A 12,697-nucleotide genomic window follows, 5' to 3' on the forward strand; every position below is an offset into this window, starting at 1 on the left:
ACAGACGAAACACTATGCAACAGCCAGATCCCGCTTCGGCCCAGGCCGCCCGCGCCGCGCCGCAAGACTCGCGCATCGACGCCCGCACCCGTCGCGGCCGCATCCAGATGCTGCTGCTTCTGCTGGTGTGCGCTTCACCTGTCATCGCTTCCTACCTGACGTACTACGTGTTCAAGCCGGCGGGCGGTTCCACCAACTACGGCACGTTGATAGAGCCGCAGCGCCCCATGCCCGCGATACAGATCGGCAACGAGCGTGCCGAGTCCGTGCCGCTGGATAGTTTCAAGGGCAAGTGGCTGCTGGTGATGGCGGATGGCGCGGCGTGCGACGAAGCCTGCGCCAGGAAACTGTTCACCATCCGCCAGATCCGCGCGGGGCAGGGCCAGGACCGCGAGCGCATCGTGCCGGTGTGGTTGATCAGTGACGAAGGCCCGATCGATTCCCGCCTGTCGGCTGCCTACAACGAGCCCTATGCCGGCGTGCGCTTCCTGCGTGCCAACCGGGAGGCCATGCAGAAATGGCTGCCGGCGGAACCGGGTGCCCGGATCGAGGACAGCCTGTTCCTGATCGACCCGCTGGGCAACCTGATGATGCGCTTCCCCAAGGAGCCGGACCCCAAGAAGATGAGTTCCGACCTGAAGAAGCTGCTCAAGTACTCTCACATCGGGTGAGGCGCGCATGCTGCTCCAACTCGCCATCATCGGCGTCCTGATCGCGCTGTTCCCCTTGAGCTACGTGCTGGTCAAAGGGGATCGCAACAAGTACCGCAAGCTGGTCTGGATCACCGCCTTCCTGACGCTGGACCTGATCATGTTCGGCAGCTTCACGCGGCTGACGGACTCCGGCCTGGGCTGCCCTGACTGGCCGGGTTGCTATGGCCACTCCAACCCGCACGCGGCGCAGGAGCCGATCCGCGCCGCCGAGACGGCCTTGCCTAGCGGGCCCGTGACCATCACCAAGGCGTGGATCGAGATGGTCCACCGGTACTTCGCCATGGCGGTCGGCGTGCTGATCATCACACTGATGGTGCTGGCCTGGGTCAAGCGGCGCGAGCTCAAGCAGTCGCCCTGGTTCGCCACCGGGGTGCTTTTGCTGGTGTGCGTGCAGGGCGCGTTCGGGGCCTTTACGGTCACGCTCAAGCTGCAGCCCATCATTGTGGTCACGCACCTGATGCTTGGCATGAGCCTGCTGGCGGCGTTGATCTGGCTGGGCTCGCGCAACGATCCACCCTTGCGGGTAGCGCCGCAGGCGGCCGGGCTGCGCTGGCCGGCGCGCATCGCGCTGGCCTTGCTGGTGCTGCAGATCTTCCTGGGCGGCTGGGTGAGCACTAACTATGCCGTGCTGGCGTGTACCGACTTTCCGCTATGCAACGGTCAGCTCGTGCCGGACATGGACTTCCACCACGGCTTCACGTTGTGGCGCCAGCTTGGCATGACCGCCGACGGCGACTACATCCCGCACTCGGCCCTGGTGGCGATCCATTGGGTGCATCGCGGTTTTGCCTTCGTTGTGCTGGCTTTCCTGGCCTGGTTCGGGCTGCAGGCACGCCGCCATGGCGGCCTTGCGCGCAGCGCGGGCTGGTTGCTGGGCTTTCTCGCGCTGCAACTGGCCACCGGCCTGTCGAACATCGTGTTCGACTGGCCGCTGGGCGCCGCGGTGGCGCATAACGGCGGCGCGGCGGTCTTGCTGCTGCTCCTGGTTCGCCTCAACTACAATATAGGGCTCGCGGCCCGGTCCGCTGACATTGCTACCGACGTGCCGGCCGCCGCGCGCGCCACATGAAAGACAAGAACTCCCCAGTGGTTACAGCTACCCACACACATCCCCTCGGACGGGTTCGCCACCTGGTCCGCCAGTACGCCGCCCTGACCAAGCCACGGGTGACGCAGCTTGCCGTCTTCTGCGCCATCATCGGCATGTTCCTCGCCACGCCCGGCATGGTGCCGTGGCCGGTGCTGATCGGCGGTGCCGCCGGCATCTGGCTGTTGGCGGGTGCCGCTTTCGCCATCAACTGCCTGGTGGAGCAGAAGGTTGATGCGCTGATGCGCCGCACCGCGTGGCGCCCGTCGGCCACCGGCGAGATCACCACCATCCAGACGCTGGTGTTCTCCGCCGTGCTGGGCGGGGCAGGGATGTGGCTGCTGCACGTCTACACCAACGACCTGACCATGTGGCTGACCGTGGCCACCTTCGTTGGCTACGCCGTGGTGTACACCATCCTGCTCAAGCCGGCCACGCCGCAGAACATCGTCATCGGCGGCCTGTCCGGCGCCATGCCGCCGGCGCTTGGCTGGGCAGCGGTTGCGGGCGACCTGCCGGCGGAAGCCTGGTTCCTGGTGCTGATCATCTTCACGTGGACGCCGCCGCACTTCTGGGCCCTGGCCCTGTATCGCCGCGCCGACTACGCCAAGTCCGGCCTGCCGATGCTGCCGGTGACGCACGGCGAGCGCTTCACGCTGCTGCATATCCTGCTGTACACGCTTATCATGATCGCGGCCACGCTGCTGCCATTCGTGTACGGTATGTGCGGCTACATCTACCTGGCGGCCGCGCTGATCCTGGGTGGCGGGTTCCTGGCCTACTCGTGGAAGATGTATCGCAACTACTCGGATGCGCTGGCGCAACGCACCTTCCGCTTCTCGATCCTGTATCTCTCGCTGCTGTTCGCCGCGCTGCTGGTCGATCACTACTTCAAGTTCCTGCCGCAGGCCTGAGCGGTGCATGCAGGCTTGCGGCATCTTGTCGCGGCCTGCGCGCGTGGCGGCCGCGATCGGCGATACTGCGTGTCATCTGTTAATGTGACCTTGTCGCGCCTAGCCGCCTGCCGGGCGGCGCCGGCTCGCCAACACCACCCGAACTCGCATGCCCAACCACTTCCCTTCAGGCTCCCTCCCCACCTTCGCGGCCTTCCGCCGGTTTTGCCTGCTGGCCCTGTGCGCGCTGCTGCTGGCGGCATGCGGCCAGCAGAAGGCTTCCTTCAAGAACGTCGATATCACCGGCGGCAGTGAGTTCGGCAAGGACTTCGTCCTTACCGACCACAATGGCAAGGTGCGCTCCATTGGCGACTTCAAGGGCAAGGCGGTAGTGATGTTCTTCGGCTATACGCATTGCCCTGACGTGTGCCCGACCACCATGGCCGAGCTCAAGGCGGTGATGGAACAACTGGGGCCGGACGCCGACAAGGTGCAGGTGCTGTTCGTTACGGTGGATCCGGAGCGTGATACGCAGGCGCTGCTGGCGCAGTATGTGCCGGCCTTCGATCCGCGCTTCCTGGGCATGCGCCCGGCCGACGACGCCGCGCTGCAGAAGGTTGCGAAGGACTTCAAGGTCTTCTATGCCAAGGTGCCGGGTACCTCCCCGAACAACTACACCATGGATCACTCGGCGGGCAGCTATGTGTTCGACCCGAGCGGCAAGCTGCGCCTGTTTATCCGCCACGGCCAGGGGCCGGAGCCGATCGTGCATGACCTCAAGCAACTGCTGTCCTGATGCGGTCATGAGGCGGGCAGCCGGCGCGAAGCCGGCAGGCAAAATAAAACAGGGCCGGTCGCGAGACCGGCCCTGTTCTACTTCTGGCGCACTTAAGCCTCAGGCAAAGGCCTGCAGCGCACCCTTCATCTTCTTCATCGCCGCGGTTTCGATCTGGCGGATGCGTTCGGCGGAGACGCCGAATTCGTCAGCCAGTTCGTGCAGCGTGGAGCCGCCCGAGCCGTCGTCGTTGACCTGCAGCCAGCGCGCCTCGATGATGCGGCGGCTACGCTCGTCGAGCTTGGACAGTGCTTCTTCCAGGCCTTGCACCTGCAGGCGGTCGTGGCGCTGCGCCTCGATCACGCGGGTAGGCTCGTTGTGGTTGTCGGCCAGGTAGGCAATGGGCGCGAAGTCCTCTTCGCCATCGTCGATCTGCCCTTCGAGCGCCAGGTCGCCGCCCGACAGGCGGGTTTCCATCTCCATCACTTCTTCCGGCTTGACGTTCAGTTCGCGCGCAACCGCGTCGATCTGTTCCGGCGTGAAGGTATGGGCACCCTGCTTGTGGCTGCGCAGGTTGAAGAACAGCTTGCGCTGAGCCTTGGTGGTAGCCACCTTGACCATGCGCCAGTTCTTCAGCACGTATTCGTGGATCTCGGCCTTGATCCAGTGCATCGCATACGACACCAGCCGCACGCCCTGATCCGGGTCGAAGCGCTTCACGGCCTTCATCAGGCCGATATTGCCTTCCTGAATCAGGTCTGCGTGGGGCAGGCCATAGCCGAGGTACTGGCGCGCAATGGAGACGACCAGGCGCAGGTGCGACAGCACCATGCGGCGCGCCGCATCGACCGAGTCGTGCTCGCGCAACTCGCGCGCGAGCCGCTGCTCTTCCTCGGGGGTAAGCAGGGGAATACGGTGGACAGCCTGGATATAGCTGTCGATATTTCCCAGTGTTCCGGGAAAAGTCAGCGCAAACGTCCCGGCGCCCTGTGGCACCGCAGGCAGACGGTTGGTCATTTGGGTCTGGTCAGCAGATAGGACTGCGTTCACTCGATTGCTCCTTTCGCATCCGGCGGGTGGGTTGCCCGCGTGTGCGGCCCTTTTGGGGGTCTCGCACTGCATTGCAACACATATTAGCACTCAAGCCGGGGGACTGCTAACTTGGAGTGTCAATAGGGTTGATAGTTCCTGGTAATCGAATGGTTCTTCTACATAGTATTTTAATCCGACATCTTGCGGGATGTGACGAGGCCACTATCTCACGCGGGTGCGCGAACGATCCGACAATGATTAGAGGGCCGCTGCCCCTGCCGGTTCTGTCGCCAGTTGAGATGCTGTGTTTCGCTAGCAGCTACACTCTTTTCATTTGTCTCAGTGGCGCTGAGCGCCAGCATTGACCAAACCGGGGAATATCATGTCTGTCATCGAGCACTTGTTAAAGCCGCATACCCGTGACCTCGGCGACTTTGCCGTGAGCCGTCTGCTGCCCGCCGCGGCAACCCAGACTGTCGGCCCATTCATCTTCTTCGACCACATGGGCCCGGTCGCCATGCCGCCAGGGGAGGGCGCCGATGTGCGCCCACACCCCCACATCGGCCTGGCCACGGTCACCTACCTGTTCGAGGGCGAGATCCTTCACCACGACAGCCTGGGCAGCAAACAGGTCATCAAGCCGGGTGACGTGAACTGGATGACGGCTGGCAAAGGCATCGCGCACTCGGAGCGCTCGCCCCAGTCCGCCCGCGATGCCGGGCCGCGCCTGCACGGCATCCAGACCTGGGTGGCGTTGCCCAAGGAGCACGAGAACGTCGAGCCGTCCTTTCATCACCATCCGGCCGCGACGCTGCCCAAGCTGGAGCGCCCCGGCGTACGCATGACGGTGATTGCGGGCGATGCGTTTGGCGCCGAGGCGCCGGTGAAGGTGTTCAGCCGCACGCTCTACGTAGCCATTGAGCTCGAGGCGGGCGCCAGCCTCGAGATTCCGGCGGAGCACGCCGAGCGCGGCGTCTACCCGGTGGATGGCACCATCGCCCTGGACGGCGAAGTGTTGCCCGAACGGCACCTGGCGGTGCTGGTGCCGGGCCAGCCTGTGACGTTGACGGCGCAGGTGGCGTCGCGCGTGATGCTGCTTGGCGGCGACCCGACCGACGGTCATCGCTTTATTTTCTGGAATTTCGTTGCCAGCACCAAGGAAGCGATCGAAGCAGCCTCCCAGCGCTGGGAGGATGACCAGTTCCCGCGCGTGCCGGGCGAGACCGATCGCATTCCGCTGCCACAGCGCAAGCGCTAAAGGCGTCTGTCCGCCGGGCCACGCTCAGACCGGGCTGGCCCAAGCCACGCGCGTGCCTTGCTGCAGGCAGTCGCGGATGGCGTCGATCTGCGTGGCGATCGGGGCAGGCACAGGCGCCTTGCCGTCCAGCACGAGGCGGATCCAGGCCGCAGTCTGGTCCACGTCATTGCCGGGCGGCAATTCCGGCACATCAACGATGGAGCCCGATGTCGGGTCGACCAAGGTGCGTTGATGCCCGTCGTGCAGCCAGTCGATGCGACTGTTGCGCCGGGCGTCCGCCACTACCTCGCCCTCGGTGCCTCGCGCCAGCAGCACATTGGCGGGCTCGTGCGAGAAATAATCGGTCAGGGTTTCGCGGTACTCGGGGTGGGTGTAGCTATAGAGCCGCAGCGCCTCGGCCGGGCCGTGCGCGCCCACCGGCTGCAACATCTTGACCACCGTATGCGCAGAGTTGCGCAAGCCGATCTGCATGCGCCTGTCCAGCATCCGGGCCAGCGCCGGCGACAGCACGTCGATCGGCAGCACGGCCAGCGGGCCGGGCTGGCCATCCTTGCTGCGCAACTGGGATTCGGCCTGCGCCACGGAGCTGCAAGGCGCGATGCCCAGTGCCTCGAACAGCGAGATGCTGGTGACGCGCCCGTTGAACTGGCGGGAGCCGTGCACCAGCACCGGAATGCCCTCGCGCGCCAGAAGCAGCGCCAGCAACGGCACCAGGTTGGGCTGTTTGCGCGCGCCGTTGTAGCTGGGGATCGACACCACGACGCGGTCCGCCGGGCCGGCCAGCGGCAGGCAATGCGCATGCGCGGCATCGAGCATCCCGGCCAGCTCGTGCGGGGCCTCGCCCTTGATGCGATAGGCCATCAGCACCGCGCCCAGCTCGATATCGGCCACGCGGCCTGCCAGCATGGCATCGAACAGCGCCTGGGCATCTTCGCGCGGCAGCGCGCGCGCGCCGTTGACGCCCCGGCCGATTTCCTTGATGTACTTCGCGGCAGCGAAGGCCGGGGCGGCAGGGGCAGCGGGGGAGGTGGGCGTGGTGGGCGTGGTGGTCATGGCAGGTTGGGACTCTGTTGTTTGAAGTCCATGATAGCGGAGCGGGCCGGCCGTGCCCATGACAGGCGCGATGCCGGCTCGGCTTCGCCCCTGGCGCGGCAGTGGCGGGCCCGTCATCGCCCCGCTCAGGCGGCTTCCTTCAGGGCGGGATTGCGCTGCTTGCGGTACAGGAAGTCCAGCACTGCCGTGCGGCATGCGTGGTAATCCTTGTCCTCGGCCAGCGCCATGCGCTCGCGTGGCCGCGGCAGGTCCACCTTCAGCACTTCGCCGATGGTGGCCGCGGGGCCGTTGGTCATCATGACGATGCGGTCGGCCAGCAGCACCGCTTCATCCACGTCGTGGGTCACCATCACCACCGTGCTGCGCGTCTTCGCCACGATCTTGATCAGTTCGTCCTGCAGGTGCGCGCGGGTGAGCGCGTCCAGCGCGCCAAAGGGCTCGTCCATCAGCAGCACCTTGGGCTCCATGGCCAGCGCCCGGGCGATGCCCACGCGCTGCTTCATGCCGCCCGAGATCTCTTGCGGATACTTGGCTTCGGCATGCGTCAGGCCAACCAAGGCCAGCGTGTCGTGCGTGCGGGCTTTCAGTTGCGCCTTGCTCTCGGCGGCGCCGAACACGCGCTCCACGCCAAGATAGACATTGTCGAAACAGGTCAGCCAGGGCAGCAGCGAATGGTTCTGGAACACCACCGCCCGATCCGGGCCGGGGCCTGCGATTTCGCGCTCCGCGCAGATCAGCGCGCCGGCGCTGGGCCGGTCCAGCCCGGCCAGCAGGTTGAGCAAGGTGGACTTGCCACAGCCCGAGTGGCCGATCAGCGTAATGAACTCGCCGCTGGCGATGGTCAGGTTGACATCGCGCAGGGCCACGAACGGCCCCTTCTTGGTTTTGAAGGTCTGCCCGACATTCTCGATACGGACGAACTTTTCCATTGCCTTCTCCTTAGCGTCTTAGTTGCCGTAGCTGAAGCGCTTGGCCAGGCTGAGCAGCGCGTATTCGAGCAGCAGCCCGACCATGCCGATGATGAAGATCGCGATGACGATGTGTTCCACCTTCAGGTTGTTCCACTCGTCCCACAGCCAGAAGCCGATGCCGGTGCCGCCAGTGAGCATTTCCGCGGCCACGATCACCAGCCAGGCGGTACCGATGGACAGCCGCACGCCGGTGAGCATGTACGGCAGCACGGCGGGCAGCAGCACGCGGGTAAAGACCTTCCATTCGGAAAGGTCGAGCACGCGCGCCACATTCAGGTAGTCCTGCGGCACACGGGTCACGCCCACCGCGGTATTGATCACCATCGGCCAGATCGAGCAGATGAAGATAGCCCAGATCGCCGCCGGGTTTGCCGACTTGAACAGCAGCAGGCCAATGGGCAGCCAAGCCAGCGGCGAGACCGGGCGCAGCAGGCTGATGATGGGCGCCATCATCGCGTTGAGAAAGGCGAAGCGGCCCAGCGCGAAGCCGGCCGGGATGCCAATCAATGCGGCCAGCCCGAAGCCCGCCGCCACGCGCGCCAGCGATGCCAGCACGTTCCAGCCGATGCCCTGGTCATTGGGGCCGTTGCGGTAGAAAGGGTCGGCGAACAGTGGTACGGCGGCATGCCAGGTGGCGGCCGGCGTGGGGATGGCGGGGATCATGGTGGCGATGCCGTGCCACATCAGCAGGAACAGCGCAAAGCCTGCTACCGGCGGCATCACCTTGAGCACCACGGCGGTGATGGCGTCGCGCCGCGCCGCGCGGCGGGCCTCGGCTTGCGCGGCGAGCGCGCGGCGCTCGGCGCGTTCATGGGCTTGCTGGTCGCCAACCACGGCAACCTCGGCATTGGTGCCGGCATCGGCAGGGGCGGCTTGGCTGGCGGCATGCGGGGCCGGTTGGGCTAGTGCATTCACGTCTGGCTCCTTCGGTGGCCGGCGTGTCGCCACGCCGGCATTCAAGCGGCAATCAAAATCGGAATCACGCCGGGGCGCGTGCGCTTCAGGCCTTGATCTTGAAACCGTCGGCATAGGCCTTGGGGTCCTTGCCGGCATCCCACACCACGCCGTCGACCAGCTTCGCGGTACGGAAGTCGCTCTTGGGCAGCGGCACCTGCGCGGCCGCGGCGGCCTGTTTGTAGATGTCGATGCGATTGACCTTCTTCGCCACCTCCAGGTAGTCAGGGTGGTCCTTGAGCAAGCCCCAGCGCTTTTGCTGCGTGAGGAACCACATGCCGTCGGAGAGGAAGGGATAGTTGGCGGCGCCGTCCTGGTAGAACTTCATCGAGTCCGGGTCATCCCAGGTCTTGCCCAGGCCGTTGTTATAGCGGCCCAGCATGCGATCCAGGATGATGTCCATGTCGGTGTTGACGTAGGACTTGGCGGCGATGGTCTCGGCGGTCTTGCGGCGGTTGGAGGCCGATGCGTCGATGTACTTCGAGGCGTCGAGCACGGCGGCCACCATCGCGCGCGCCGTGTTGGGATATTTCTGCACGAACTCCGCCGTGGTGCCCAGGGTCTTTTCCGGGTGATCCTTCCAGATCGCCTGTGTGGTTTCTGCGGTAAAGCCGATCTTGTCGGCGATGGCGCGCGCGCCCCAGGGCTCGCCCACGCAGAAGCCGTCCATGTTGCCCACGCGCATGTTGGCCACCATCTGCGGCGGCGGCACGGTGATGGCCTTGGCGTCCTGCATCGGGTTGATGCCGTTGGCGGCCAGCCAGTAGTACAGCCACATGGCATGGGTGCCGGTGGGGAAGGTCTGGGCAAAGGTGTACTCGCGCTTTTCCTTCATCATCAGCGCCTTCAGGCTGGCGCCGTCCTTGACGCCTTTCTCCGCCAGCTTGGATGACAGCGTGATGGCCTGGCCGTTGTGGTTCAGGCTCATCAGCACCGCCATGTCTTTCTTGGGGCCGCCAATGCCAAGCTGCACGCCATAGATCAGCCCGTACAGCACATGCGCCGCATCGAGTTCGCCATTGACCAGCTTGTCGCGCACGCCGGCCCAGGAGGCTTCCTTGGTGGGTGTGATCTTGATGCCGTACTTCTTGTCGAAGCCGAGTGTGCCGGCCATCACGACCGAGGCGCAGTCCGTCAGCGGGATGAAGCCGATCCGCACCTCCGGTTTTTCCGGCGCGTCGGAGCCTGCTGCCCATGCGCCAGCGCGTACCAGGGGATCGACCAGGGTGACCACGCTGGCGCTGGCGATGGTGGCCAGGGCGCGGCGCCGTCCGTTGCTGGCGGGCACCGCATCGGCTCCCGTGGTGCTGGCATCGGTGGCAACTGCTGCATGCAGCGACTTGGCAATCTTCAGGCGAGAGGGCATTGACACGGCTCCAAATGAAAAGCGTCCTGAACTGCGCCGCAGTTCTCCAGAAATGCGGGGGGCAGGTCAGGACGCCGTTGTCCCGTGATGCGGCGCGGCCGTCGTTGGCGGCGCACATCGGTATGTGATCGGCCGTCGTTGGCCGATGCTTCGTTTACGCAAGCCGCGTGCCAAGGGGTGGGGGGGCTGTTGCCGGGGTCCGATGGACCGGCGAGCGTGGGCAAGGAGCCAGAAGCGGACGCGCCGAAGCGGCGCGCGTGCGCTGCCGGTGCGCGAAAGGTGATGCGGTCGCGCCATCCTTGTGCATTGCACCAAGCGCGTGCGGGGCGCATCGCGGCGCCCGATCATGGTTTGTCCGGGGCTTAGCTCATCACATCGATGACCCGCCGCGCCGCCTCGACGAGCTTGATGCCGCGCTCCATCGCCATGCTGCGCAGCCGCTTGTAAGCCTCGTCCTCGGTCATGCCGCGCTCCTTCATCAGCAGGCCCTTGGCACGCTCCACTTCCTTGCGCTCGGCCAGCTGCAGCCGCGTGGCATCAAGCTCAGCGCGCAGTTCCTGGTCCAGTTCGAAGCGCGCATAGGCCACATCCAGCACGGTCTTGACGCGATCGGCACGCAGGCCGTCAACGATGTAGGCGGTGATCCCCGCGCTCAGCGCGGCCTTGATGCGCTGAGCGTCGTCGTTGTCCGTGAAGAGCACGATGGGGCGCGGCGCATGCTGGGTCGACACGCACACATGTTCGACCGTATCGCGCGCGGCCGACTCCGAGGCGATGATGATCAGGTCCGGCTGCCGCGCGGCGATTGCGTCGGGCAGCCGCAGGTCGGCGTCCACCGTTTCGATGTCCGTGAAGCCCGCAGAGACAAGCCCGGCACGGATCGTCTCGATATTGAGAGGATCCTCGTCATGCGGATCGCGCACCAGCAAAATGCGCAGCGCGCGTGAACCCGACGCGGCGGGCGCGGGGCTGGCAGGACTCGTCGGGCGGGAGGGGGCTGGGGGGCGTTTGTTCATGGCGTCACTTGGATTGTCTCTTGCCATGCAAGATTCGCGCCGAGATGCTTTTCATTGTATTGCGGGGTTTCCCGGATTCAATGGCTGCCGGCGTACGCGGCCAGAACCGCCGGTGTATGCTATTGCCCTGCTGCGCGGCAGGGCGTCTACTGGCGACGCCGGCATGCTGGCGCGTAGTCTAAAACACAGAATATGCTTGGAGAGATGGATGACCGAATTCGTATTTGCCCCGCCGGCGCCCAATGGCGTGCCCGTGCGCGGCAGCAGCGCTCAGTTCCCGGTGCGCCGGGTCTACTGCGTGGGCCGCAATTATGCCGCCCATGCCCGTGAAATGGGTTCGGATCCCGACCGCGAGCCGCCGTTCTTCTTCTGCAAGCCCGCCGACGCCGTGAGCTATGTGGCCGACGGCACCGAAGGCGCCTTCCCCTATCCGCAGGGCACCAGCAATTGCCACTATGAAGTGGAGCTGGTCGTTGCCATCGGCAAGGGCGGCAAGGACATCGCCGAGGCGGATGCCGCGAGCCACGTGTTTGGCTACGCGCTCGGCCTCGACATGACGCGCCGCGACCTGCAGAACGAATCGAAGAAGACCGGCCGCCCCTGGGAAACCGGCAAGGCCTTCGACAAGTCCGCCCCGATCGGGCCGATCGTGCCGGTGTCCGCCATCGGCCATCCGGAGAAGGGCGCGGTCACGCTGTCCGTCAACGGCGTGGAGAAGCAGCGCGGCGACCTGTCGGACCTGATCTGGTCGGTGCCCGAGATGGTGTCCTATCTCTCCAAGCTGTTCGAGCTGCAACCCGGCGACCTGATCTACAGCGGCACGCCTGAAGGCGTGGGCCCGGTGGTCAAGGGCGATGTCATGCTGTGCAAGATCGAAGGCGTGGGCGAGCTCACCGTCAAGGTAGTCTGAGTCCATGTTGAAGCTTTACAGCTACTTTCGCAGCTCCGCCTCGTACCGGGTGCGCATTGCCCTGCAGTTGAAGGGCCTGCCTTACGAGTACATGCCGGTGCATCTGTTGCGCGACGGCGGCCAGCAACTGCTGCCGGCCTACAGGGCGCTGAACCCCGATGCGCTGGTGCCGACCCTGCTGGATGACGATCACGTATTGATCCAGTCCGTGGCGATGGTCGAGTACCTCGACGAGACGCATCCCGAGCCGCCCCTGCTGCCGGGCAGCGCGCTCGACCGCGCCTACATCCGCGCGCTGGCGCTGGAGGTCGCGTGCGAGATCCATCCGCTGAACAACCTGCGCGTGCTGAAGTACATCAAGCACACGCTGGGCGTAACGGAGGAGGCCAAGGACGCGTGGTATCGCCACTGGGTCGAGCTGGGTTTCGAGTCGGTCAATACCAACCTCGTGCGCTCGGGCAAGGCAGGGCGTTTCTGCTTTGGCGATACGCCGACGCTGGCGGACATCTGCCTGGTGCCGCAGGTGTTCAACGCGCAGCGCTTCAATATCGACGTGGCCCGCTACCCGGCCATTGCCAAGGTGTTCGACGCCTGCATGGCGCTGCCCGCGTTCCAGCAGGCCGAGCCCAAGGCGCAGCCGGACGCCGAATAAGTTGCCACGCCAGGTTC

General features: G+C 65.4%; 13 protein-coding genes. 7 read left to right on the forward strand and 6 right to left on the reverse strand.

The window, feature by feature from the left end; genetic code table 11:
• The first annotated feature begins 14 nt into the window (after positions 1 to 14).
• From RR42_RS01910 to RR42_RS01925, 4 genes are all read left to right on the forward strand, one after another.
• A complete protein-coding gene (locus RR42_RS01910; protein ID WP_043343372.1) occupies positions 15 to 671 on the forward strand; it encodes an SCO family protein in 657 nt (218 codons plus the stop codon).
• Positions 672 to 678: 7 nt separating this feature from the next.
• Complete coding sequence (locus tag RR42_RS01915) at positions 679 to 1,782, forward strand: COX15/CtaA family protein (RefSeq protein ID WP_043343373.1); 1,104 nt, start codon at positions 679 to 681, stop codon at positions 1,780 to 1,782.
• A complete protein-coding gene (locus RR42_RS01920) occupies positions 1,779 to 2,714 on the forward strand; it encodes a heme o synthase (RefSeq protein WP_043343375.1) in 936 nt (311 codons plus the stop codon). Before RR42_RS01915 ends, RR42_RS01920 begins: the two co-directional genes overlap by 4 nt.
• Before the next feature lie 148 nt (positions 2,715 to 2,862).
• Positions 2,863 to 3,489, forward strand: coding sequence for an SCO family protein (locus tag RR42_RS01925; RefSeq protein WP_043343379.1), 627 nt, complete (start codon positions 2,863 to 2,865; stop codon positions 3,487 to 3,489).
• Positions 3,490 to 3,588: 99 nt separating this feature from the next.
• Here the strand turns inward: RR42_RS01925 and rpoH are convergent, their stop codons facing one another.
• Entirely contained in the window at positions 3,589 to 4,485 is an 897-nt protein-coding gene (gene rpoH, locus RR42_RS01930; RefSeq protein ID WP_052494410.1) for an RNA polymerase sigma factor RpoH, read from the reverse strand.
• Between the two features lie 397 nt (positions 4,486 to 4,882).
• Here rpoH and RR42_RS01935 point away from each other — a divergent pair, with 397 nt between their 5' ends.
• Positions 4,883 to 5,758: a pirin family protein gene (locus RR42_RS01935; protein ID WP_043343382.1), complete on the forward strand. Its 876-nt coding sequence runs from the start codon at positions 4,883 to 4,885 to the stop codon at positions 5,756 to 5,758.
• A 24-nt stretch (positions 5,759 to 5,782) separates the two neighbouring features.
• On the opposite strand, the gene ybiB is transcribed toward RR42_RS01935, so the two are convergent.
• The 5 genes from ybiB to RR42_RS01960 form a co-directional block, all read right to left on the reverse strand.
• Positions 5,783 to 6,811, reverse strand: a complete 1,029-nt coding sequence (gene ybiB, locus RR42_RS01940; protein WP_043343384.1) for a DNA-binding protein YbiB — start codon at positions 6,809 to 6,811, stop codon at positions 5,783 to 5,785.
• A gap of 125 nt (positions 6,812 to 6,936) precedes the next feature.
• Positions 6,937 to 7,740, reverse strand: coding sequence for an ABC transporter ATP-binding protein (locus RR42_RS01945; protein ID WP_043343386.1), 804 nt, complete (start codon positions 7,738 to 7,740; stop codon positions 6,937 to 6,939).
• A gap of 18 nt (positions 7,741 to 7,758) precedes the next feature.
• Complete coding sequence (ntrB, locus tag RR42_RS01950) at positions 7,759 to 8,697, reverse strand: nitrate ABC transporter permease (protein WP_043343388.1); 939 nt, start codon at positions 8,695 to 8,697, stop codon at positions 7,759 to 7,761.
• Positions 8,698 to 8,782: 85 nt separating this feature from the next.
• A complete protein-coding gene (locus tag RR42_RS01955) occupies positions 8,783 to 10,102 on the reverse strand; it encodes a CmpA/NrtA family ABC transporter substrate-binding protein (RefSeq protein WP_043343390.1) in 1,320 nt (439 codons plus the stop codon).
• 362 nt (positions 10,103 to 10,464) lie between these two features.
• On the reverse strand, positions 10,465 to 11,118 hold the full coding sequence (locus RR42_RS01960; protein ID WP_043343392.1) for an ANTAR domain-containing response regulator: 654 nt from the start codon (positions 11,116 to 11,118) through the stop codon (positions 10,465 to 10,467).
• 208 nt (positions 11,119 to 11,326) lie between these two features.
• On the opposite strand from RR42_RS01960, the gene RR42_RS01965 reads away from it, so the two are divergent.
• Entirely contained in the window at positions 11,327 to 12,028 is a 702-nt protein-coding gene (locus RR42_RS01965; RefSeq protein WP_043343393.1) for a fumarylacetoacetate hydrolase family protein, read from the forward strand.
• 7 nt (positions 12,029 to 12,035) lie between these two features.
• Entirely contained in the window at positions 12,036 to 12,680 is a 645-nt protein-coding gene (gene maiA / locus RR42_RS01970) for a maleylacetoacetate isomerase (protein WP_043351202.1), read from the forward strand.
• Positions 12,681 to 12,697: the final 17 nt, after the last annotated feature.

Source organism: Cupriavidus basilensis (assembly GCF_000832305.1).
Classification (GTDB): domain Bacteria; phylum Pseudomonadota; class Gammaproteobacteria; order Burkholderiales; family Burkholderiaceae; genus Cupriavidus; species Cupriavidus basilensis_F.